We start from the raw sequence: 24,129 nt of genomic DNA, 5'->3' as shown, positions 1-24,129 counted from the left end.
GATACCGCCTGTGAACGAGGCGCGGGCGGCAAATGTCCACCGAATGGCACGCGCCATTGCCGAAAGGAACCCGGCGGACAACCGGGGGCGAGATACGCTCGACCCTCGACTTCGCGTGACGACGATGCCACCGGCCCGCCGCGGGAGCCGAGGGGTCTTGCGAAATCAGGAATGCGGGGCTTGCGTGGGAAGGCGGAAAGGGTGGCGGGGGGAGGTGACGTGCCTTTCTCCGGTCCTCAGGACTCCAGGCCCAATGCCGCGCGGTCGGCGGTGGCCGCCGCCAGTTCGGCGCGGGCCGCCGCGATCCGGGCCTGGGCATCGATCAGGCGTACTCGGGCGTCGTTCGCCGTCTCCTCGCGTTGGTTGACCAGAAAGAAGTCGCTGGATCCCAACTCGAACCGACGCCTTTCGGCTGCGGCAAGCCGCTCGGCAAGCAGGCGCTCCTGCTCTGCGATCATCGCCAGCTTTTCGGCCGCCTCGACGCCGATGGCGATGCCCTCCACTTCGACCGTGATCTGATCCCGCAGGAAGCGGCTGCGCGCGCCCAGCGCATCGATTTCGGCGCGCGCCTCGACGATACGTCCCTTCGCCGCGCGGTTCTGAAGCGGCACGGAGAAGCGGAAGCCGACCGCGGCTTCGAGCGGCGTGCGGGACGGCCCGCCCAGGCCCACGGGGCCGATATCCTTCCCGACCTCGCCACGCAGGTCGAGCCGGGGGCGGAGTTCATTCTCCGCCAGTGCCAGACGCGCCGCCCCCTGATCGATCCGCGCCAGCAGCATTTGCAGGTCGGGACGCCGCCTTGCGAAATCGTCGCGGGCCCTGGCGGCGACACCCGCCAGCGCATCGGTATCGCTGGGCAGCCGCTCCGGTCCCACCGTCATGGGATCCCCCGCCGCGTCGCGGAAATAGAGCGAGAGGCTATTGGCCGCCGCCTGAAAATCGCCTTCGGCCCGCACGACCAGGGCGCGGCGGCGGACCAGATTCTGGTCGTTCTCGGCCAGCAATATGTCTGGCCGCGCTCCGAGCTGCACCTGACGGGCAAGGCCGCCACGCCGACTTTCCGATAGGGCCAGAAGGTCGCGATAGGCACGCAGCCGCAACCCCGCCGCGACCCAGTTCTGATAGGCGTCGATCGCGCGCCGCTGCACCCCGATCGCGACCGCCTGCCGCTCGAATTGCGCGATGTCGATATCGCCGGAGGCCAGCGTGCGGCGCGTGCGGCGCTCATCCACCAATCGGTCGCGCAACAGCGCATAGAGCGCGCCGACCTTCACCTCGCCCAGACGGTTGGTATAATTCTGATTTTCATAGACCGGAAAGTCGCCCCGGCTGACGCGGTAGCCGCCATAGACATAGCCGCCATTGTCGCCGAGCGGGCGGGTCGCACCCGCCGAGGCGACGGTTCCGTCATAATAGCCCAAGGCGCGCGACCGGCCTTCCGCCTCGAACACCGTATCGAAGGCGCCGCTGGCGGTCAGGGCGCGGCCCTCGGCGGCGCGGACCTTGGCCAGCGCCTCGACGATCTGCGGCGCGGCGCGGGCGGACGCGCGCAGCACCTCATCCAGGGTCAGCGGCGCGGCATCGGGCGTCGCTGCGGGTGCCGGGTTCGCCCGGATGCGCTGCGCCGCGGCGGGCGTGAACGCGACGGGCGCGGCGATCAGCGTCGAGAGGAGCAGAAAGGACCGGATCATTTCGGCTTGCCCGCCTTGGCCGCGATCTTCTTGTCATCCTCCTTGTCCGCATTCTTGTCGGTCGCGCTCTGCCCGAATTCCAGCGGGAAGTCGTTGAGCTGGCGCCAGAGTTCATAGCCGACCGTGACGGTCTCCCCCTGGACCCAGCCTTGTACCTTGCCGCCCAGACGGACGAAGCGGCGTTCCGGCCAGGCGGGCTTGCCGGGCGTCGGCTCGACCAGGATGCGAAACAGGCCCTGGGCATTCGCGTTCGGATCGATGGTGCGGACGCGACCGTCGAAGAAGCCATAGGCGACCGATGGCCAGCCGCTGAACTGGATGGCGGGCCAGCCCTCGAACTCCAGCCGCACCGGGCGACCAGGGCGCAACAGCGGCACGTCGCGGCCATCGATCATCAGCTCGACCGCGCGTTCGACCTGCTCTGGCGCGACCACGGCGAGCGCGGTACCGGCGGATACCAGCGCGCCGCCGGCCGCCCCATTGAGGTTCTGGATGCGGCCGTCACGCGGTGCGCGGACCAGCTGCGCCGACTGGCGGTTGAGCTGGACCTCGATCCGGTTGAGCTTGGCGCGCGACTCCGCGAGCTTGGCCCCCGAATCCGCAACCTTGATCTGCGCCTGTTCATAATCGCGCCGCGAGGCGAGGCCCTCGGTGAACAACTGGCGGGTGCGGTTGACGTCGAGCTGGGCGACGGCCTGGGACTGGCGGACGGATGCGATCTCGGCCTCGACCTGCGCGCGCTCGGCGGCCAGGCGGGACAGGAGGTTGGGATCGAGATCGACGATGCGCGCGATCGGGTCGCCGCGGTTCACATGCTGGCCGTCCTGGACGTACCAGCGCTCGACGCGTCCCGGCACCAGCGCCGTCACGTCCTGCGCACGGTCCTGCGGATCCAGCGAGACGACCTGTCCGCGCCCTTGCGCGGTCTGCAGCCATGGCACGCAGAACAGGATGACCAAGGTCGCCGCGATACCCGCAGTCAGGATCCAGGCGATGGCGACGATGACCCGTGGCGGGCGCAGCGAGGCGAGGGTGCGGAAATGGGCGAGATGTTCAGGCGGATGCGACATCGGTGTCCTCCCGGCTGATCGCGCGCTGAAGGTCGGCGAGGCGCTCGAAACGGCGCTGCTCGGTCAGGCCCAGATGGAGATATCCATCCAGTTCCAGGTCTTCCGGGCGTCCGGTGCACAGAAGGACGGTGGTGCCGTAGACCTTGAGACGGCGCAGGGCCGCCAGCAACCGTTCGGGTGGCAACAGGTCGTATAGCTGCCCCAGGAGCAGGAGCTTGGGCCGGACCAGCAGCGCATTGGCGAGCTTGAGCGCCATGGTCTCACCGACACTGAGCGGATGGCCGGTCGAGCCCAGCAGGGTATCCAGCCCCTGCGGCAGGCTCGCCAGTCGGCGTTCCAGCCCGACGATCGCCAGTGCCTCCATCGCGTCCTCGGCAAGCTCCCCGGATGCCAGGCGGAGATATTCGCGGATCGTGACCTCGACGATCGTCGAGCGGTCCAGCACGGTGACATCCGAGCGGAGATGATACATGTCGAACGAGCCCAGATCGGCCCCGCCGATCCGTACCAGACCGCGGCTCGGCAAGGCGTGCCGCTTCAGCAACATGGCCAGGCGACGCTCGGCACCCGGTTCGGCGACGGTGACGAGCTGCTCTCCGGCGGCGAGGGCCAGCGTATAGCGGGCATCGTCGAACACGACGTCGGTGAGCTTGACCGATCCGTCGCCGGGGCCTTTCTCCCCGCGAACCTTCGGCTCCTGCGGAATGGCGAACAGCAGCGACAGCTCCTCGGAACTGGCGACCAGATCGTAGAAGGTGTCGAGATACCAGCCGAATTGCGAGATGCCGTAGAAGACCCCCGACAGGATCAGCTCGGCCGCGACAAGCTGCCCCAGCGACAATTGCCCCCGCAGGATCAGCATGCCGCCCAGCAGCAGCAGTCCGGCGCTGGCAAAGGCGTAGATCAGCAGGAACGCGACCGTCTGCGCGAACTGGTAGCGGAAATAGCGCCGATGGGTATCGACATAGCTGGCCGTCATCGCCTCCGACCGGGTCATGGCGAAGTCGAGATGGCGCAGGGACTTGTAGAAGCCGTTCGACCCGCCGACGCTTTCCAGCCAGCGGGCGGCATTGTGCTTGGCGTGGCTCAGCGCCACGGCGCCGCTTATCGCACCGCGCCGCCATAACAGCCACACGAACAACACCGCGGCGACCAGGACGACGTTGAAGGCCAGGAAGACCGGGTGATAGAAGCTGGTGATGGTCAGGCCGATCACCGCCTGCAGGACGATCGTGAAGGCGCCGATGACCAGGCTGGGCACCGACTTCTGAACGACCACCAGATCGAAATAGCGATTGAACAGATCGCCGCGATTGCCGTCTGCGAAGAACGGGTCCTGCGCGTGCACCGCGCGCAGCGTGACCTCTGCCACGACGCGCGAGAACAGGCGTCGCTCGAACCCGGCCATGATCCAGACGCGAAGCGCACTGAGGCCCGCGACCATGAGCAGCAGCATCAACAGCACGCCCGCCAACGCCCATAGCGGTGCGGGCATGGCCGTGTTCGCCACGCTGTTGATCAGCAACTGCACCGAGATGGGCGTCGCCAGTGCCAGCAGGCTGATCGCGATGGTATAGACGATGCCGAGCCGCACATAGGCGGCATCCGGGCCGATGATCTGCACCAGCCAGCCCACCGCGTCCCGAAATCCCAATCGCTCGGATGCCAAGATTGTCCCCCTTTAGACTTGGGGCGAGGCGATACTGGCCGATTTTTGCTGGATCTTTGCTGGACGTTTATAAAATGTGATAGGAAGATTGATCCATGTGATGCTGTCGTGGCGACATATCATTGCTGTGCCCGATCGCAATTCCAGTGTTCGGGCAATCGTCAGCAGCTCTGGAGGCGTTGGCCAGAGGCGTGCGGGCTTCCATCTGGCAAGCGCAGCCGAAAGGTGGCGGGGGTCAGGGCCAGCAGATTCAGCGTTCCTCCATGCGCCTGCGCGATCTGGCGGGCGAGGCTGAGGCCGATGCCGGTGCCGCTGGCCTTGGTCGTGGCGAAGGGGCGGAATATGACGCTTGCCTGCTCGGGCGGCACGCCTGGTCCGTTGTCGGTGATGTCGATCGACAGGGCGCCCTCTTGGCGCATTACCGATAGGTCGACAAGGGCAGCGGCGCCGGCGGCTTCGACCGCGTTCTGCAGCAACGCCCAGATCGCCTGATTGAGCTGGTCGCGGTCAATCATCCCCGTCAGTCCGCGGGGTATCGCGACGGTCAGCACCGCTTCGGGCCATCGGACTGCGAACAGTCGCTCCAGATCGGCGATCAGCGCGCCCATGTCGACTGGCTGCTTCATCGGAGGCGGCAAGCGCGCGAGCGATCGATAGGCCTCGGTGAAACGCTGCAACCCCTCGGCACGGCGGGCCAGCGTCGTCAGGATTTCCGCGAGCAACTCGGGGTCGCCATCCTTCGCCTCGGCGGCGGCGAGGCCGCATTCGGCAAGTGAGACTATGGGGACGAGGCCGTTCAGCATCTCGTGCCCGAGCACCTGGATCATCTCCGCGCTGGCTCGCGCTTCCGCCGTCCGCTCCTCGCCTTCGACGTCGATCAGCGCGATGACGACCCGTGCGCCGACATCGACGCGATCCGCGCGCCAGCTTCGCCCGGCATGGCGAAGATGCGTGGCGTCGTGGTCGAGGAGCGTGGTAGGGGCGGGCAACACCCGGTCGTCGGTGGCGAACAGGCGTCGCGCGGCACGGTTCAACGCTCGAACCACCGTGCCATCGACCAACAGCAGCGGCGTGGGCGACGCATCCAGTAGCATCCGGTGGATCGCTTCCTCCCGTTCGGCGGTGATCGTCGGGGCGGCGGACATGGCGATCGGACGTCCTGCCGTCTCCAGGTTGCTGAGGATGAGCCACGCGATGGCCAGCAACGCTCCGGCCAGCGCGAGCCAGAGCCCATATGACGAGGCCAGCCCAGCCGCGCCACCCGCCACGGCCAGGCTCAGGCCGATCATGACGGCGTGACGGCGCGGGCTAGAGGCCATGCTGCGCCATGCGCCGATACAACGTGCCCCGGCTGATCCCCAGGGCTGCGGCGGCGCGTGAGATGTTGTGGCGATGCTCCTTCAGCGCAGCCTCGATCATCAGGCGTTCGGCATCATCGAGCCTGAAGGGGAGGGCATCGGACCCGCTCGGGAGCGGCGTGGTGGTATAGGGCCGGATCGCCGCCGCATCGATCACTCCATCATCGGACAACAGGACCGCCCGCTCGATCGCCGCGGCCAGCCCGCGCACCTCGTCCGGCCAGTCGGTCGCGGTGACGATCGCTTCGGCTGCCGGCGTCAGCCGGACCGACGCGCGGCCATAGGTCTCGCCCGCGATCTGGGCGAAGTGGCGGGCGAGGGGGACGGCATCCTCTCGCCGCGCAGCCAAGGGCGGCATGGCGATTTCCAGCGTGCAGAGACGGCGGCGCAGCGCGGGCGACAGCGGCTCGACGCTTTCCGCCACGCTGATGCAGCGAAGACCCGGTAGCAATCGGTCGAGCAGCCGGGCCTGTGATATGGTGTCCAGCCGGTCGGGATAGCGCAACATGATGGTTCCGTGCGCCGCGTCGAGCAACCGCCATTGCTCGCTATCGCGCAGGTCGATCCGTGACGGAGATATGTCCGTGTTGCCCGATGCGGCATGGACTGCCCCCGCCGCCAGGCTCCGTCCCGATCCCGAACGCCCGGTGATGCAGATATTGGCGACCGTCGGGCCGACCCGGTGGATCAGCGCCCGGACCTCCGCCATGGCGCGCGAGTCGCCCAGCAGCATGGGGACGCCACTCGGTCGGCGCGACGACGCGCGGCGCTCGCCCGGTGGTGCGATCACGGCCGCGCATTTGGCGAGCAGATCGTCCTTGCGCCAAGGCTTCATCACGAAGTCGCGCGCGCCCGCCTGCATCGCGGTGACGGCGATGCGGATGCCGCTATGCGCGGTGATGACGATCACCGGGGTCGCGGGATGGTCCGCCATGATGCGCGCGATACAGGCCAACCCCTCTTCCCCGTTCGACCGACCAGGGGTGAAGTTCATGTCGAGCAGGATCGCGTCGTAATGCCGCCGGGCCAGCAGGGAATAGGCCGTCCCCGGATCGGTGGCGATGTCGAGCCGGTGTCCGGCCAGCCGGAACAGGATTTCCGTCGTCCGCGCCACTGCCGGATCGTCCTCGATCAACAGGATATCCCAGGTGCTTGACACGTCCTGCGACTGTTCGGGGATGGACACACTGTTCCATCCCGCTCCGCCCTCCGCTGGCATCGGCAGAGATAAGTCTTTGTTCATAGCGTGTTGGCGTTTCCGGCGCTGGACAGTGACACTATGACCATGATGACCGAACAGCCGAACCGTGCAAGTACCGAGCCCTGTCCTGCGTCGAGCGGGCCAGCCAGAGCCTCGTCGGGCTGGGGCCCGGATTGCGAAAAGAGGGCATGATGATGAACAGCTTCGCCCTGACCACGCTCTATCGCTCGCTGACCCGTCACAAGCTGCATGCCGCACTCAACATCGGCGGGTTGGCGGTCGGCATCGCGGTGTTCTTCGTCCTGTCGCTCTATGTCCGGTTCGAGACGAGCTTCGAACAATGGCTGCCGCATTATGATCAGGTCTATCTGGTCCAGACGCACTGGAAACGCAGCGACGGTCCCTATGTCGGTCGCTGGTCCCAGACGATGGGCGGCCTGCTCGACGAGATGCGGCAGGACTTTCCCGGTCTGGTCGGCACACGGTTCATGGGCGGCAGGAATGGCGGCAGCGTCATTCGCGGCGGCATCGCGACCTTCGACGATATCGCTCAGGTCGATTCCGATTTCTTCAAGGTCTTCGACCTGCCGATGACGGCAGGGGACAAGGCGACCGCGCTGTCCGATCCGACGAGCGTGGTCATCAGCCGTTCGGCGGCGCGCCGCTATTTCGGCGATAGCGATCCGATCGGCCAGACCCTGACTCTGGTCCTCGACGAGAAGTCGACCCGGCGCGTGACCGGCGTGTTCGAGGATTTGCCCGAGACCACCGATTTCCAGTTTTCCATCCTGACCCGCCTGTCGACCAACCATCCAGAACCGTGGTGGCGCAATTGGGGCAGCAGTTCGCTCGTCACCTATCTGCGATTTCCCGACAAGGGAGCGGCCCAGGCTTTCGAGGGCCGGATGCCCAGCTTTATCCAGCGACACGGCGCGCGCGATCTGGGCAGCGACGCCGCCCAGAAGATGGGGCTGCCGCTGTTGCCGATCGACCGTGCGCATCTGGAGCCCGTCGGTGGGGAGAGCGCGGGCCGCAAGACGACCGTCGTGACGCTCGGGCTGGTCGGGGCGCTGACCCTGCTGATCGCCATCGTGAACTACGTCAACCTGGCGAGCGCACGGGCGGGGCTTCGCGCGCGCGAGGTCGCGATGCGCAAGGTGCTCGGCGCCAGCCGGAGCGCGCTGATCCGCCAGTTCCTGGGCGAGGCGATCCTGGCGGTCGCGCTGGCGGCGCTGCTGGGGCTGATCCTGGCGGAGATCGGATTGCCGTTGATCAATGCCGCGGGCGGGTTGTCGCTGACCATGCCCTATGCGCTCGTCATCCCCGTGCTGGTGGTGGTGTCGGTGGTCGTCGGTACGGCCGCAGGCTTTTATCCGGCGGTCCTGCTGTCGGGCTTCCCGGCGGCCTCGGTGCTGGCGTCGGCACGTGCACCGGGTGGCGGCCGGGCGGGTGCGCGGGCGCGCGAGGCGCTGGTCGTGCTCCAGTTCTCGCTCGTCATCGCCTTTCTGATCGGAACGTCGGTGCTGGTGGCGCAGACGCATCATGTTCGGACCGCCGATCTCGGATTCCGGCGCGATGGCCTGATGGTCGTGCCCTGGCTGGGCTATGTCGACCAGCCCAGGCGGCCGGCGCTGATGGCCGCCTTCAAGGCCGTGCCAGGCGTCGCGATGGCCGCCACGGCCGACACCGCGGTGGGCGGGCAGGGGAACAACAATGCATACAACATCCCCGTCCCGGGGCGGCCCGGCGCGGGCCCTTCGGTGCGGTTCATCAATGTCGGCACCGACTTCTTCCGCCTCTATGAGCCCCGGCTGCTGGCGGGCCGCCTGTTCGACGACGCGCACCGGGCGGATGACACGACCGCGCAACTGCCGGGCGATGCCCGCAACATCGTCATCAACCGAAAGGCGGTGACGGCGCTGGGCTTCGGATCACCGGAACAGGCGATCGGCAGGATCGTCGGGGTGGAGCGGCCGATGACCATCATCGGCGTGATCGACCAACTGCGCTTCTTCTCGCCCCGCTCACCGGCCGAGCCGACCCTCTATTTCTACACGCGGGGCATCGTGCCCTATCCGTCGGTGACGATCCGCTTCACCGGCGATCCGCGCCAGGTGATGGCCGGCGTGCGCGCGGCGTGGCAGCGGGTCGCCCCCGAAGCGCCTTTCAAGGGCGATGTCGGCGTGCAACTGCTCCAGGGCTTTTACGAAGACGATGACCGCGCCACGCGGTTGTTCGCGATCGGCGCGGGACTGGCCGTGGTGATCGGCTGCATCGGCCTATGGGGTCTGGCCTCGTTCAACACCGCGCGGCGGGTGAAGGAGATCGGCATCCGCAAGACGCTGGGCGCGTCATCGACTGATATCGTCAAGCTGCTGGTCGGCCAGTTCCTGCGGCCGGTGCTGATCGCGAACCTGATCGCCTGGCCGCTGGCATTCGTCGCCATGCGGACCTGGCTGGCGGGGTTTGAGGATCGCGTCACCCTGTCGCCGCTCTATTTCGCGGGCGCGGGGCTGCTCGCGGTGCTGATCGCCGTGCTGACCGTGCTGGGTCAGGCCCTGCGCGCCAGTCGTGCCGCCCCCGCCTGGGCGCTGCGCCATGATTAGGCGAGCGCTTCGGCGGGCTTCGATACAGTGTCGGCCGTCCCTCGCCGAGCTCCCCACCGCTTCGCCGATCAGCAGCAGGGCAGGGTCCCTGTCACCGATGGTACGGGTCAGGAAGCCCAGCGCGTCGAGGCGGCCGGTGATCAGTCGCTCGTTGGGAAGCGAGACGTTGACCGCGATCATCACCGGCGTTTGCGGCGGCATGCCCGCCGCCATCAGTTCACGGGCGATGACGGGGGCGGCGGCGCGGCCCATATAGACCGCCAGCGTTCCCTCCGGCGTCGCGAGCGCCGGCCAGTCGAGTGCGAGCGTCTCGCCCTCGCGCCAGTGCGCGGTGACCAGCGTCAACCGGCGCGACAGGCCGCGCAGGGTCAGCGAGATCGTTCCCGAAGCTGCCGCCGCGCTCGCCGCGGTGATGCCGGGGCAGATGCGGACGGCGATCCCGGCGGCGCGGCAGGCGTCGATCTCCTCGGTCGAACGGCCGAAGATCGACGGGTCGCCGCCCTTCAGGCGGACCACGCGCCGCCCGGACAGCGCCGCCTCCACGATCAGGCTGTCGATCGTGCCCTGGTCCTTGGAGTGACGGCCCGAGCGTTTGCCGACGCTCAGCCTCTCGGTGGCGGCGGGGACGAGCGCGAGCACCTCGGGGCCGACCAGGGCGTCGTAGAAGACGATATCGGCGGTGGCGATCAGTCGCTCGGCCTTGCGGGTCAGCAGTTCGGGGTCGCCCGGACCCGCACCGACCAGCCAGACCGATCCAGCGGGGAAATCATCCATGGGCATGGGCAGGCTCCTGGGTCTCGGCGATCAGGCGGGCAAGGGCAGGGCGGCACGATCCGCAGTTCGTGCCCGCGCCGATCGCCGCGCCGATCGCGGCGACGTCGGCGAGTTGCTGGTCGCGGATCGCCGCGACGATGGTCCGAACGCCGATGTCGAAACAGGCGCAGACGATCGCGCCGCGCTCCACCTGCGCGCCCGGCGCACGCCCGGCAAGGACGGTGGGGGCGACCTCCGATGCGCTCAGTTGCGCGATCAGCCAGTCGCGGCCCGGCAGTTCGCCGCGCTCGGTCACGAACAGGACGGCCGCGAGCCGATCGTCCGCGATGACCGCGACACGGCGCGATCCCCGCGCGGGATCGCTGGCCTCGATCCGCTGACCCTTGGGCAACATCGCCTCCAGTGCCGCCGGATCGCCATCGCCCGCCACTTCCCACAGCCAGCCGCCGGGAATGGCGACCCGCGTAGCCCAGAGGCAATCGGGTGCAGGGCTCGCGTCACCCGACAGGATGACAAAGCCGCGCCAGCGGGTCGCGACGGCGGCGATGCTGGCCGGGGTGCGCTTGAAGCCGGGCTGGCCCGAATGGGGATCGGTCAGCGGGCGTGGGAGCAGGCCGGTGCGCCCGCCGGTCGCGGTCCGGTCGGTCCAGTGGATGGGGACGAACAACTCGCCCGGCCGCTGGCCGGTGCTGACCGAAACGCGGTAGAGGCTCGATCCCTGCGGCGTATCGACCCGTGCCAACCCGCCATCGGTCAGGCCGAGGCGACTTGCGTCTTCGGGGTGCACCTCGACCAGCGGTTCCTCGCGGTGGCGCGCCAGCTTCGGGGCCAGGCCGGTACGGGTCATCGTATGCCAGTGGTCGCGATAGCGGCCGGTGTTCAGCGTCATCGGCCAGTCACGCAAGGGCGCGGGAAGCGTCTTCTGCACGACCGTCACCAGCCGCGCTCGGCCATCCGGCGTCGGGAAACGGCCATCCGCGAAGGGCGCGCCGCCCCAGCGGAACGGCTGCATCGCGTCATAATCGGCATTGCCGCTGCTCGACTGGCCGGGCAGCGTGAAAATACGCGAACCGTCGTTTTCATAATAGGATAGGCGGCAATGCTCGCGCCAGATCTCGGCCGCGCGATCATAGGCGAAGGCGGTCTTCCAGCCCATGCGGCGACCGACCTCCTTGACGATCCACCAGTCGGGTTTCGCCTCACCGGGCAGCGGGAAGAGCGCGCGCTGGCGGCTGATCGTGCGGTCGCTGTTGGTGACGGTGCCGTCCTTCTCGCCCCATGCGGCGGCGGGCAGGCGGACATGGGCGTGGGTCGAACTGTCGGTTTCGGCGATCACGTCGCTGACTACCACGAAGGGGCAGGCGGCCAGGGCCTCGCGCACCGATCCCGCGTCGGGCATCGAGACGGCGGGGTTGGTCGCCATGATCCACAGCGCCTTGATGCGGCCCTGGCCCAGTTCGCGGAACAGGTCGACCGCCTTCAGCCCCGGCTTGGGCGCGATGCTGGGGGAGGCCCAGAAGCGCTGCACGCGGGCGCGGTTTTCGGGCGCGAAGTCCATATGCGCGGCCAGGGTGGAGGCGAGGCCACCGACCTCGCGCCCTCCCATCGCATTGGGCTGGCCGGTGATCGAGAAGGGGGCCGCACCCGGCTTGCCGATCCGTCCCGTCGCGAGGTGCAGGTTGAGGATCGCATTGACCTGATCGGTGCCGGTGGTCGACTGGTTGATACCCTGGCTGAATAGCGTGACAGTACGTGGTGTTGCGGCGAATAGCTCATAGAACTGGCGAAGATCGGCGGGGGCGATGTCGCACGTCTTGGCGACCGACCAGAGGTCGTTGCCGTCCTCCAGTGCTGTCCAGAAATCCTCCGGCACCGAGATCGATGCGGCGAGGAAGTCGTCGTCCACCACGCCTGCCGCGCGCGCCCAGGCCAGCGCCCCGTTCATCAGCGCCACGTCGCTGCCCGGTCGGATGGCGAGGTGGAGGTCGGCCTGTTCCGCCGTCTCGGTGCGGCGCGGGTCGATGACGACCAGCTTGGCGCCCGCATCGCATCGCGCCCGGATGCGCTGATAGACGATCGGGTGGCACCAGGCGGTGTTGCTGCCGACCAGCACGATCAGGTCGGCGGCGTCGATGTCTTCATAGGTGGCGGGGACGATATCCTCGCCGAATGCGCGATTGTGGCCAGCGACCGCGCTCGACATGCAGAGGCGCGAATTGGTGTCGATATTGGCCGAGCCGATGAACCCCTTCATCAGCTTGTTGGCGACATAATAATCCTCGGTCAGCAACTGGCCGGAGACGTAGAAGGCGACGCTGTCGGGGCCATATTGGGCGATGGTGTCGCGGAAGCGCTTGGCGACGAGGTCGAGCGCCTTGTCCCACGACGCGCGGCGCTTGCCGATCATGGGGTGGAGCAGGCGTCCCTCCAGGCCGACCGTCTCGCCCAGATGCGTGCCCTTCGAACACAGCCTGCCGCGATTGGCGGGGTGGTCGGGATCGCCCTCGATACGGACCGCGCGCTCGCCGGTGACGGTCGCGCGGATGCCGCAGCCGACACCGCAATAGGCGCAGGTGGTGCGGATCATAAGCCCTCTCCCCCTCGGGGAGAGGGTGGGGTGAGGGGGCCGGGTCTCGCAGAGACGGCGTTCTTGGTGAGACACCTGCCCCTCCCCCCGACCCGTACCCCGGTGGGGAGATGGAGGTGGCTGCTCCTCACGCCGCCGCCTTCAGGGTCGAGGCGCGGCAGATCAGTACGCGGCCGCCGCTGATCTTCACCGGCACGGTGGGAGTGCAGCCCTTGTCCTCACCCAGCGCCTCGCCAGTGCTAAGCGAAATCCGCCAGTTGTGCAGCGGGCAGGCCACCGCACCGCCATGGACGATGCCCTGGCTCAGCCGCCCATGCTTGTGCGGGCAGCGGTCGAGCAGCGCGAAGACGCTATTCTCGCCGGTGCGGAAGACGGCGATGTCGTCGCCGCCCTCGACCTGCACCGTGCGGCTGCCGCGCAGCGGGATTTCCTCGACCCAGCCGATATCGAGCCATTCGCCGATCATGCCATCTCTCCGACAGGTTGGAAGCGCGCCATCGGCGCATGGATTTCGCGCTCTGCCCCGGCGACGCGCTCCGCCCAGGGATCGTCCTGCGAGAATTGCTGCGAGAAGAAGAAGCGGCGTGCGAGTTCGGCCCGCTCCTCCTCGTCCGGCAGGAGGCGCGACTGGATATAGGCCAGCCCGACCCGCTCGATCCACGGCGCGGTCCGCTCCAGATAGCGGGCCTCCTCGCGATAGAGCTGGATGAAGGCGGCGCACATCTCCATCGCCTCGGCTTCGGTCGCGACCTTGCAGAGCAGGTCGGTGGCGCGGACCTTGATCCCGCCATTGCCGCCGACATGGAGTTCATAGCCGCTGTCGACGCAGACGACGCCGAAATCCTTGATCGTCGCCTCGGCACAGTTGCGCGGACAGCCCGACACCGCGATCTTGAACTTGTGCGGCATCCACGACCCCCAGGTCGCGCGCTCCAGCTTGACGCCCAGGCCGGTCGAATCCTGCGTGCCGAAGCGACACCATTCGGAGCCGACACAGGTCTTTACGGTGCGCAGCGACTTGCCATAGGCGTGGCCCGAAACCATGCCCGCCGCGTTCAGATCGGCCCAGACGGCGGGCAGGTCCTCCTTCCTGATGCCGAAGATGTCGAGCCGCTGGCCACCCGTCACCTTGACCATCGGGGCGTTGAACTTCTCGACCACATCGGCGATCGCGCGCAGTTCCTTCGGGCTGGTGATCCCGCCCCACATGCGCGGCACGACCGAATAGGTGCCGTCCTTCTGGATGTTGGCGTGCATCCGCTCGTTGACGAAGCGGCTCTGCTGGTCGTCGACATATTCGCCGGGCAGCGCGCAGAGCAGATAGTAATTGAGCGCCGGGCGGCAGGACGAACAGCCGTCGGGGGTCGACCAGTGCAGCTTCTGCATCACCTCGGGGATCGAACGCATATTCTGCGCGACGATCTCGCGGCGGACATCGTCGTGACCGAAGCTGGTGCATTTGCACATCGTCTTCGGCCCCGCCTCGACCTCGCCGCCCAGGCGGATCGCCAACAGGCTCTCGACGATGCCGGTGCACGAGCCGCAGCTCGCCGACGCCTTGCAGCCCGCGCGGACCGCGTCCAGGCTGTGCGCGCCGCCGTCGATGCAGGCGAAGACCTTGCCCTTGGACACGCCGTTGCAGCCGCAGATTTCCGCATCGTCGGAAAGCGCCGCAACGGCCGCCTTAGGGTCCGCGGAGGCGCCCCCCTGGGCAAAGGCCTGTCCGAAGATCAGGGCGTCGCGAATATCGCCGACGCTCTCGCCCTTTTTGAGCAGGTCGAAATACCAATTGCCATCGGCGGTATCGCCATAGAGCACCGCGCCGACGATCCGGTCCTCCTTGACCACGACGCGCTTGTAGATGCCGCGGCTTGCGTCGCGCAGCACGATGTCCTCCGCACCGTCGCCGCCGCCGAAATCGCCCGCCGAGAAGACGTCGAGCCCGGCGACCTTCAGCTTGGTCGCGGTGGCGGTGGGGCGATAGCCCGAGGGCGCGCCGGTCAGTGCATCGGCAAGGCTGCGGCACATGTCCCAGAGCGGCGCGACCAGGCCGTAAACCTGCCCGTCATGCTCGACGCACTCGCCGACCGCCAGGATGCGCGGGTCGGAGGTGACCATATGGTCGTCCACCTTGATCCCGCGCCCGACCTCAAGGCCCGCCGCACGGGCGAGCGCGACCGAGGGGCGGATGCCCACCGCCATCACCACCAGATCGGCGGGGATCTCGCGGCCGTCCTTCAGGCGGATCGCCTCCACCTTGCCGTCGCCGACGATCGCGGCGGTGTCGGCACCGCACAACACGGTCTGGCCACGGGCTTCGAGCGCCTGCTTCAATAGCCAGCCCGCCGCCTCGTCGAGCTGCCGCTCCATCAGCGTCGGCATCAGGTGGAGGACCGTGACCTTCATCCCCCGAAGCGACAGGCCATGCGCCGCCTCCAGCCCGAGCAGGCCGCCGCCGATCACCACCGCGCTGCCGCCCCGCTCGGCCGCGGCGAGCATATGCTCGACATCCTTCATGTCGCGGAAGCTGATGACGCCGGGCAGGTCATGGCCGGGCACCGGGATGATGAAGGGATCGGAGCCGGTCGCGATCAGCAGCCGGTCATAGTCCAGCACCATGCCGCTCCTGGCGGTCACCGTCCGCGTTTCGCGGTCGATCGCGGTGACGGGATCGCCGCTGACCAGCGTGATGCCGTTGTCGGCATACCAGTCGAGGCCGTTGATGACGATCTCGTCGAACGTCTTTTCCCCCGCCAGCACCGGCGACAGCATGATCCGGTTATAGTTCACCAGCGGCTCGGCGCCGAAGATGGTGATACGATAACGGCCGGGATCACGGGCCAGAAGTTCCTCGATCGCGCGACAACCGGCCATGCCGTTGCCGATGACGATCAGGTGCTCGCGGGTATCGGTCGCCGCGATGACGGGGGTGAGTTCCATCAGATGGTCCAGTCCAATTGCAGCCAGAGTTTTTGGGTGTCCGCGCCGAAGCGATCGGCCTGATAATCGGCGTAGCGCAGCGAGGCGGTGGTGCGGCCGACTTTCCCTTGCGCCAGCAAGTCGATCTCGTTGCCATAGTGACGGATCAGCCGGTCGCTCTCGAACCGGTGCCAGATGGCGGACAGGCTGACCGCCTTGACCGCGCCAATCTGCTTCCAGCCCCAGCCGGTGCTGGCATACAGGTCGCGAATGCCGTCGGGCGGCGTGGTGGTGAATTTGTCGGCCCAGCCCTGGAACTTGAAGATCGAGGACAGCGGCGTCTGGAAGCTGGTCAGGGCCTGGCCCTTATCCGCGCCGAGCACTTCGTAACCGCCGCCCAAGCGTGGACCGTTCAGGTCGAGCGCGACATCGGCCAGCCAGTAATCGACCGCATAGCGGTTGGGATTGCGGTGATAGTCGGACTGGCGCGCCCAACTGGCCTGATAGGCGAGCTTGGCCTTGCCGATCGGCTTCGCGCCCGCCAGCCGCGTGCCATAGGTCTGGCTCGACAGGCGGAAGCCCTGAAGCGCGGCCTCGTCCTCGTCGATCAGATAGGCGAAACCGCTCAGCGTGCCGATCGGCGAGGCCCAGCCCAGATTGGCGAGTACCGTATTCCCGCCGATCGAGCGGGGGCGGATGCCGTTGCCGTCGATGCCCCAGACGGTGCGGATGCCCCAGACATAGCTGACATCCGCCTTCAGGCCCTTTACGGGGACCAGCTCGGCGCGCACCGCGTCGAAGGTCTGGGCGTTGTTACGGAACTGGGCGCCCCCCACGAAACGCTCGTCGTCCAATATGATACGCTGCCGCCCGATGGTCAGGGTCAGGGGAGCCGACCGGTACTGCAACTGTGCGCGGTACAGGCCGATGCTCTGCGGATCGGCGATCAGCGGCCGGTTGGGATCGGGGTGAGCGCCGTCGAAATAGTCGGGGACGATGGCCAGGTTGCCCTGCGCCTCCGCCAGGGCAGACCAGTGGCCGGAGGTCGCGACCATCCCGGTTCGGATGCGGGCGGTGACCGCATCCGATTTTTGGGGAAGGCCGTCCTGATCGACCTGCTCCCAGCGCAGCCGGGCTTCGGCCAGGGGCTTCAGCGTCACCGTCTGCGCGGCGGCGGGCGTCACCACCAGAGCGGAGGCCGACACGAGCAGGAAGGAGGAGAGGGCGCGCATAATTCAGATCCGTACCGTTCCGGCGGTCGCCCAATCGCGACGCCAACGGGCCTTCACTAGCGTCAGTCCGGTTACCGCCAGGATACCGAGCGCCGCGAAGATCAGGAAACCGGGCGAGAAGCTGCCGGTCCACTGCTTGGCGAAGCCAAGCGAGGAGGCGAGGTAGAAACCGCCGATCCCGCCCGCCATGCCGACCAATCCGGTCATCACGCCGATCTCGGCGGCGAAACGCTGCGGCACCAGTTGGAAGACCGCTCCGTTGCCGACACCCAGCGCCAGCATCGACAGCACGAACAGCGCGAGCGAGGGGGCAAAGCCATCGACCAGCGCCACGCCGGTCAGCGTCAGGGCGGCGGCCAGGAAAACGCCGGTCAGCGCCTTCACGCCGCCGATCGCGTCGGCCAGCGCCCCGCCCATCGGCCGCACCAGCGACCCCGCAAAGACGCAGGCGGCGGTGGCGTAGCCCGCCTGGATCGGGGTCAGGCCGAACCGATCGGTGAAATAGATGGGCAGGCTGGCGGCAAGACCCACGAACCCGCCAAAGGTGACGGCATAGAAGCCCATCAGCCACCATGCATCCGCCTGGCGCAGCGGCGCCAGATACTCGACGAAGCGGCGCGGCGGCGGCGCGCCGGGCGCGTCCTTGGCCATGACCATATAGGCGATGAAGACGATGCTAAGCGGAAGGCAGGCCAGGCCCAGCACCGCATTCCAGCCGAACAGCTTGGCGAGCGCAGGGGCGAAGAGCGCGGCCAGCACCGTGCCCGAATTGCCCATGCCCGCCAGACCCATGGCCTTGCCCTGATGCTCGGGCGGATACCAGCGGCTGGCGAGCGGCAGCGCAATGGCGAAGCTGGCCCCGGCAAAGCCGAGAATGACACCCAGCGCGAGCGTACCGCCAAAGCTGGTCACGCCGAGCATCCAGGCGGAGAAAAGCCCGGCGATCACGATGATCTGGCTGATCGCGCCGGCCCGCTTCGGCCCTATCCGGTCGACCAGCAGGCCGTTGACGACGCGCAGGACCGCGCCCGCCAGCGTCGGCACCGCGACCATCACGCCCTTTTGCGCCGGGGTGAGGGCGAGGGTGGTCGCGATCTGCGGGGCGAGCGGGCCCAGCAATACCCAGACCATGAAGGCGAGGTCGAAATACAGAAATGCCGCGATCAGGGTCGGCACATGGCCGCTCGACCAGAAGCCGCCGTCATCGGTCGCCTTCCGCTTTTTGGTGTCATCCCAGAATGCCGTCGCCATCGTGCCTCCCCGAGGGCCAATCGCCCAAACAGAAAAAGCCGCCAGGACGTGGACCCGTGGGTCACATCCTGGCGGCTTCGTTGCCTCCAAGCAGAATGCGAGAGTGATCCCGCTTCCGCCAGCGTGCTACCCCGTCGTTGGAGCGGCGTTCGCTGCTATCTCGTGTCCGACGCCATTGCCGAACGATTCGAAAATTGCCTTAAATATGGCGATCGCACAAGCCCCTTTCGCAATCGCAGCAAAATGACAGGTATTCCGTCTGTCAGGGGAGATCGGCCAGATAGCCCGCAATGTCATCGGGGTCGAAGGCGCGCCCGTCGAAGAAGCGGTCGCTTCCCAACACCAGTCTGCCCTGGGTCGATCCCGCACCGATCGGTTCGACCAGCGCCCCCTCCAGCTTGGAGCTTGCGCCCGGCAGCGGCGCGCCCGAGCCCGCCAGTGCGGCGCGGTAGAGGTCGGGGCGGAACACCGCCTGCGCGGTCGCGGCATCGTCGGGGGAGAAGGGCAGCCCCTCCCACCGCACCATTTGCGCATAGAGCCACCCCGCCTGGCTGCGCCACGGGAAGTTCGCCGCCTCGCGATACTGGAACATGAAATCAGGATAATGGACCGGCTCCCCGCCAGGGACGAGGCGGATGCGATCGGTGATCGCGCGCAGAACCGCATCGACCGGCGCATCGAGATATTCGGGACGCGCCAGAATGGCCGCGCTGTCCTCCACGGTCGCGGGATCGACGAAATGCGCCGCCGCCGCATGCAGCGCCCGGATCAGCCGCAGCACGCCGTCGCGGCGCTCCTCGACCCGGTCGCCGCGCAGGGCCAGCACCTTCTCCACGCCACGCCGCCAGATCTGCGCGGTGGCGAGCGCGATCCGGCCGACGCCGCGATCGACCGCGATCGAGTTCCACGGCTCGCCGACGCAGATCCCGTCCACCTCCCCGGCGGCGAGCGCATCGGCCGCAAAAGGCGGGCTGGTCACGACGATCTCGATATCGCTGTCGGGACGGATGCCGACTCCGGCCAGCCAGTAGCGAAGCATGTAATTATGGCTGGAATGGCGATGCACCACGCCGAAACGCAGCGGCCGTCCGGCCTGTCGTCGTTCCTCCGCCACCTGCTTCAGGGCGATGCCGATCTCCACGGGATCGCCCAGCGTCTCGCCCAGTCCCACCGCCTCGCCCAGCGCGGTCGAGAAGGTGATCGCGTTGCCGTTCAGTCCCAGTACGAAGGGCACGGCCATCGGTACGGCAGGACGATCGCGGCCCAGCGCGGTTGAGATGGCGAGCGGTGCGACCAGATGCGCGGCATCGGTATGCCCATAGAGCAGCCTGTCGCGCACCGCCGCCCAGGTCATGTCGCGAACCAGCTCGATCGCGACGCCCGCTTCCTCGGCAAAACCCCGTTCACGCGCCAGAATGGGCAGCGCGGCGTCGACCAGCGGCAGGAAGCCGATGCGGAAGGTGTCCTGGCTCATGGCAGATCTCCCATCAGCTGCTCGCTGGTCACGATCGCCTCCGCCACGTCGGCGATACGGCGGTTGCTGGTCATGGCGTGGCTGCGCAGCAGGCCATAGGCGGCGGGTTCGTCCAGCCCGCGTCGCCGCATGAGGATCGCCTTGGCCCGGTCGATCACCTGCCGGTCGGCCAGCGCCGTCTTCGCCTCGGCCAGTTCGGTCTGGAGCCGCGAGAAGGCCTGGAAACGCCGAACGGCGAGGTCGAGTATCGGCTTGATCCGCTGCTTGGCGAGGCCGTCGACCACATAGGCCGAAACGCCCGCATCGACCGCCGCCATGGTCGCCTCGGCATCCGACTGGTCGACGAACATCGCGATCGGCCGGTCCAGCGCGCGCGACATGGCGAAGAAATCCTCCAGCACGTCGCGACTGGGATTCTCCAGATTGATCAGCACGACTTCGGGCGCGGCGCGTTCGACCTGCGCGGCGAGCGGCCCGGCGGGATCGATCACCACCAGGTCGGTCAGCCCCGCCTCGCGCAGGCCGTCCGAAATGATCGCCGCGCGCGTGCTGCTGGTATCGATGATCGCGATCCGCATGGCGGCCTGATGCCGCGTCATTCGCCCGCCGACAAGGGGAAGCATTTCGCGACCGCGATACCCCGGTCGATGGCGGCGCATTGCCAGGCGGTCATGGTCCGGCGCATGGTCCGGCGCATGGAAAGGAACAGGCCGTGACGAACAACGAGATGACCCGGCGCATGTTGATGGTCGGCGGTGCCGCGTTCGCCGTCGCCCCCGGACTGGCGCGGACCGCACTGACGGCGGCGGGGCGTCGCGAGCAGGCGGCCAATCCCCTGATCCGCCAGCGCGCCGATCCGCAGATCGCGCTTCAGGAGGACGGGCTCTATACCTTCATGGCCTCGGTCCCCGAATATGACCGGGTGGTGCTGCGCCGGGCGAGGAGTATCGCTGAGCTTGCGAGCGCGCCGGAGGTGGTGTTGTGGCGGCGGCCCGCGTCGGGAACGATGGCGGGGCACATCTGGGCACCCGAGATTCACCGCATTGACGGACGCTGGTATGTCTATGTCGCCGCCGGGGACGGTGGCGACGTGTTCCATATCCGCACCTATGTCCTCCAATGCGACGGTGCCGACCCGCTGACCGGGCGCTGGTCGGTGCTGGGGCAACTGGAGACGCCGTGGGACACATTCACGCTCGATTCGACCAGCTTCGTCCATCGCGGCATCCGCTATCTTGCCTGGGCTCAGAAGGAGCCGGGGATCGACACCAACTCAAACCTCTATCTCGCGCCGCTGGCGACGCCGACGACGCTGGCGGCGCGGCCGACGCGGTTGACCGTGCCGACGCTGCCCTGGGAGGTGCAGGGCTTCAAGGTCGCGGAAGGGCCGGCGCCGCTGATCCGCAACGGCCGCGTCTTCATGACCTATTCGGCCAGCGCCACCGATGCGCGCTATTGCATGGGAATGCTGACCGCGCGCGACGATGCCGACCTGATGGACCCCGCCGCCTGGACCAAATCGCCCGAGCCGGTTTTCCGAACCGATGCCGCGCGGCATATCTACGGCCCTGGACATAACAGCTTCACCGTCGACCGGGCGGGCCGCGACGTCCTGGTCTATCATGCCCGCGACTATGAGAAGATCACGGGCGATCCGCTTTACGATCCCAATCGCGATACCCGCGTCCAGCGTTTCGGCTATCGCGCCGATGGGACGCCCGATTTCGGGCGGCCACCGCCCAATAGCCCGACCCTGATCTGAGTCCGTCGTCTAATCGCGCTGGTTGCAAGACAAATCTGAGGTATCGTTGCCGGAAGCATGGTCGTCTTCGCGGTCGGCATGGGCCGCCGCATGATGGGGCTTCGCGGATGACCCTTCCTATGTTTTCGACGCACTGGACCGCCGGCAGGCGACTGGTGCAACGAACGGCACGGAATGGGTCAGCCTACGTCCCGGCAGGACGCCTCGTAAGCGCCTTGCAGCGCCAGCGAGCTCTTGGTCAGGCGGGAGCGGTCGTGCTGCGGAAGGGTTCGCCGGTGGTCAGCATGGTGTGCATGATGACGGCGAGCTTGCGGGCGACGGCCACTGCGGCGCGCTTGAAGCCGAGTCGCTCCCGCAGCGTCAGACCCCAGCTACGCAGATCGGACTCTGTCCGGCTGCGGGTCAGCAACGATGTCGCGGCCTCATAGAGCAGCCCGCGCAGGTGACTGTCACCCCGACGGGAGATGTGCCCGTCATAGTCGACCTCACCGGACTGGTAGCGGCGGGTCGTCAAGCCGAGCCACGCTCCTACCGATCGCGAGCGCCTGAAGTTGCCAGGCTCCTCGATCGCCGCGAGAAAGGACGTGGCGGTCACGACGCCAACGCCCGGAATGGACATTAGGAGTTGGCAGGCATCGCTGCGTCGGGCGTCCGCCAACAGCGTGCGGCTCAACTCCGCTGCGCGCAGGCGAACGGCCCGCCAGGCTTCCATCAGCGGGCGGACGATCCGGCCCAGGTCCGCATTGTCGATCAGCAGCGCCTCGACCTGGCGCTCGAACTTGCCACCGGTGACCAGCGGCACGACGAGGCCGAACGTCTTCATCAGGCCGCGGATCTGGTTCGACAGCTCCGTCCCGATGCGCACCAGCCGGGTCCGCGCCGCCACCAATGTGCGCGTCAGCATGCTGTCGAAGCTCTTGACCCGCACCACCTTGTAGAAGCCGACCTCGGCAAGGTGAGCCAGGCCATCGGCGTCGTTGGCGTCGGTCTTGTTCGCCGCCATGTCGAGCGCCGCCTTGGCATGGCGCGCGTCGATGCAGATCGCCGGTACTCCTTGCGCGGTGAGCGCGTGGAAGAACCAGACGGACAGGGGTCCGGTTTCGAACACCACTCGTTTGGCCGCGGGCGCACGCTCGCGGACCAGCGCCGCAATCGCCTGCGGATCCGACGGGCACTTGCCGCGCCAGACCCGCTTGCCGCCGCGCCGAATGGATACCGCCGTCTCTTTCAGCGAAACGTCGAGCCCGATATACTCGTCCATGGCTGTTCTCCATCAGATGCCTGGGCCCGGCTTCCTGTCGTGAGCCCGTTCTTCCATCTTATCGGGGAACAGCCACCAGCATCTATCTCGTGACAGACCGGAGTACCGCTCCCGCGATTACCCCATGTTTTCGGAGGATCCGTCGTCGCGTGGGCGTCCGATCCAGCCTATTAGACGGACAAATCGGTGTCATGTCGGTGCGCGCGCGCCCTGGCAGGGGCGGTGGATAGCTTGTCGCAAGAATAAGCGATTATCCAAATGTTTGCGCTAACAATCGAGAAGCTGGGCAGCATCCTGGTGTTGTAGAAAATCAACATATGAAGACGTTATACATCTTTCTGTCATCCACGGATTGACGGCCGTATGAGATAGTCAGACAAATAACCCGCACATGGCACTGAAAATTCAGGTCGGGTCAGGGGAGTGGTTATGAAGCATCGCATTCTGTTGCTGTCGGTTGCACCATGGGCATTGATGGCGGGATCCGCCCATGCGCAGATGGGGACGACCCCGCAAAAAGGTTAGGCGGCCGATCCCAATGCTCCGATCGAAACGCAGACAACGGCAGGAATCCAGCAGGATATCGCCGAGGTTCCGGGCCGTAGTCCTGTTCAGGCATCGACCACCGGCCTGGAGGAGGAACAGGGTGATCCGCGCGACATTGTCGTCACCGGCTATCGCGCCAGCCTGGGGAGTGCGCAATCGATCAAGCGCAATTCGGATGCGATCCTGGAGGCGATCGTCGCGCAGGACATCGGAAAATTGCCCGACAATACGGCGGCGGAGTCGCTGGCGCGCGTGACGGGTATTCAGGTCACCCGATATAGCGACGAAGTGACCGGGGTATTGGTGCGCGGCCTGCCCGATGTTGCCACCACCTTCAACGGCCGGGACATCTTCACCGCCGAGAACCGCCGCGCCGCGCTTCAGGATTTTCCGGCCGGCGCGCTGGCCGGGCTGGAGGTCTATAAGTCGGGCACGGCCGACCTGCTGGAGCCCGGTCTGGCGGGGCTCATCAACGTCCGGTCGCGCCGGCCCTTCGACTTCGAAAAGGGCTTTACGGTCGCCGGCGGCGTACGCGGCACCTATAACGACCAGAGCAAAAAGTTCGACCCGCTCGGCAATCTGCTCATCAGCCAGCGGGCCGAGACTGAGAGCCCGACTCATAATTCGATCTTGGCGATGCGGCGTGTCATTCGCCTGATGGAGGCGATGAGGAGCCATGCTTCGGCGGATGCGATGGAGGCCTCCCAGTCCTTGGCGAGGCGGCGGCA

At 67.4% G+C, this 24,129-nt stretch carries 15 protein-coding genes and 3 pseudogenes; 3 read left to right on the top strand and 15 right to left on the bottom strand.

Annotation, left to right across the window (positions count from 1 at the left end):
- Window positions 1-236 precede the first annotated feature (236 nt).
- The 5 genes from ABDV78_RS11460 to ABDV78_RS11440 form a co-directional block, all read right to left on the bottom strand.
- Window positions 237-1,691: a TolC family protein gene (locus ABDV78_RS11460; RefSeq protein WP_343527551.1), complete on the bottom strand. Its 1,455-nt coding sequence runs from the start codon at window positions 1,689-1,691 to the stop codon at window positions 237-239.
- Entirely contained in the window at window positions 1,688-2,761 is a 1,074-nt protein-coding gene (locus tag ABDV78_RS11455) for an HlyD family efflux transporter periplasmic adaptor subunit (RefSeq protein ID WP_343527550.1), read from the bottom strand. The genes ABDV78_RS11460 and ABDV78_RS11455 overlap by 4 nt, the downstream gene beginning before the upstream one ends.
- Entirely contained in the window at window positions 2,745-4,430 is a 1,686-nt protein-coding gene (locus tag ABDV78_RS11450; protein WP_343527549.1) for an ABC transporter ATP-binding protein, read from the bottom strand. Before ABDV78_RS11450 ends, ABDV78_RS11455 begins: the two co-directional genes overlap by 17 nt.
- A gap of 161 nt (window positions 4,431-4,591) precedes the next feature.
- Window positions 4,592-5,719 (bottom strand): HAMP domain-containing sensor histidine kinase, encoded by a 1,128-nt coding sequence (locus ABDV78_RS11445; RefSeq protein WP_343527548.1) that lies wholly within the window; start codon window positions 5,717-5,719, stop codon window positions 4,592-4,594.
- Window positions 5,720-5,738: 19 nt separating this feature from the next.
- Window positions 5,739-6,947, bottom strand: coding sequence for a response regulator (locus ABDV78_RS11440; protein ID WP_343527546.1), 1,209 nt, complete (start codon window positions 6,945-6,947; stop codon window positions 5,739-5,741).
- Between the two features lie 230 nt (window positions 6,948-7,177).
- Between ABDV78_RS11440 and ABDV78_RS11435 the strand changes: the two genes are divergently transcribed.
- Window positions 7,178-9,595 (top strand): ABC transporter permease, encoded by a 2,418-nt coding sequence (locus tag ABDV78_RS11435; protein WP_343527544.1) that lies wholly within the window; start codon window positions 7,178-7,180, stop codon window positions 9,593-9,595.
- Window positions 9,596-9,649: 54 nt separating this feature from the next.
- Here the strand turns inward: ABDV78_RS11435 and cobA are convergent.
- The 8 genes and pseudogenes from cobA to ABDV78_RS11395 form a co-directional block, all read right to left on the bottom strand.
- Window positions 9,650-10,375, bottom strand: a pseudogene (gene cobA, locus ABDV78_RS11430) (uroporphyrinogen-III C-methyltransferase); the annotation flags it as partial.
- On the bottom strand, window positions 10,362-12,956 hold the full coding sequence (locus tag ABDV78_RS11425) for a molybdopterin-dependent oxidoreductase (RefSeq protein WP_343527542.1): 2,595 nt from the start codon (window positions 12,954-12,956) through the stop codon (window positions 10,362-10,364). The gene ABDV78_RS11425 and the pseudogene cobA, both read right to left, overlap by 14 nt.
- A gap of 127 nt (window positions 12,957-13,083) precedes the next feature.
- On the bottom strand, window positions 13,084-13,422 hold the full coding sequence (nirD, locus tag ABDV78_RS11420) for a nitrite reductase small subunit NirD (RefSeq protein ID WP_230482309.1): 339 nt from the start codon (window positions 13,420-13,422) through the stop codon (window positions 13,084-13,086).
- Entirely contained in the window at window positions 13,419-15,896 is a 2,478-nt protein-coding gene (gene nirB, locus ABDV78_RS11415) for a nitrite reductase large subunit NirB (protein WP_343527541.1), read from the bottom strand. The genes nirD and nirB overlap by 4 nt, the downstream gene beginning before the upstream one ends.
- Window positions 15,896-17,107 carry an alginate export family protein gene (locus tag ABDV78_RS11410; protein WP_343527540.1) on the bottom strand — a complete coding sequence of 404 codons (1,212 nt, stop codon included), beginning with the start codon at window positions 17,105-17,107 and terminating at the stop codon, window positions 15,896-15,898. Before ABDV78_RS11410 ends, nirB begins: the two co-directional genes overlap by 1 nt.
- A gap of 3 nt (window positions 17,108-17,110) precedes the next feature.
- On the bottom strand, window positions 17,111-18,358 hold the full coding sequence (locus ABDV78_RS11405) for a nitrate/nitrite transporter (protein WP_343527539.1): 1,248 nt from the start codon (window positions 18,356-18,358) through the stop codon (window positions 17,111-17,113).
- A gap of 262 nt (window positions 18,359-18,620) precedes the next feature.
- Window positions 18,621-19,832: a CmpA/NrtA family ABC transporter substrate-binding protein gene (locus ABDV78_RS11400; protein ID WP_343527538.1), complete on the bottom strand. Its 1,212-nt coding sequence runs from the start codon at window positions 19,830-19,832 to the stop codon at window positions 18,621-18,623.
- Entirely contained in the window at window positions 19,829-20,410 is a 582-nt protein-coding gene (locus ABDV78_RS11395) for an ANTAR domain-containing protein (RefSeq protein WP_343527597.1), read from the bottom strand. The genes ABDV78_RS11400 and ABDV78_RS11395 overlap by 4 nt, the downstream gene beginning before the upstream one ends.
- 134 nt (window positions 20,411-20,544) lie before the next feature.
- Here ABDV78_RS11395 and ABDV78_RS11390 point away from each other — a divergent pair, with 134 nt between their 5' ends.
- Complete coding sequence (locus ABDV78_RS11390; protein ID WP_343527537.1) at window positions 20,545-21,594, top strand: glycoside hydrolase family 43 protein; 1,050 nt, start codon at window positions 20,545-20,547, stop codon at window positions 21,592-21,594.
- Window positions 21,595-21,832: 238 nt separating this feature from the next.
- On the opposite strand, the gene ABDV78_RS11385 is transcribed toward ABDV78_RS11390, so the two are convergent.
- Window positions 21,833-22,855, bottom strand: coding sequence for an IS110 family transposase (locus ABDV78_RS11385; RefSeq protein WP_343527535.1), 1,023 nt, complete (start codon window positions 22,853-22,855; stop codon window positions 21,833-21,835).
- A 762-nt stretch (window positions 22,856-23,617) separates the two neighbouring features.
- Here ABDV78_RS11385 and ABDV78_RS11380 point away from each other — a divergent pair.
- Window positions 23,618-23,788, top strand: a pseudogene (locus tag ABDV78_RS11380) (hypothetical protein); the annotation flags it as partial.
- 230 nt (window positions 23,789-24,018) lie between these two features.
- Here ABDV78_RS11380 and ABDV78_RS11375 read toward each other — a convergent pair.
- Window positions 24,019-24,129 (bottom strand): annotated as a pseudogene (locus tag ABDV78_RS11375) (IS5/IS1182 family transposase); the annotation flags it as partial.

The sequence above is a fragment of the Sphingomonas sp. genome, from assembly GCF_039594485.1.
Classification (GTDB): domain Bacteria; phylum Pseudomonadota; class Alphaproteobacteria; order Sphingomonadales; family Sphingomonadaceae; genus Sphingomonas.
This window is presented reverse-complemented; position numbering and strand designations above follow the sequence as displayed.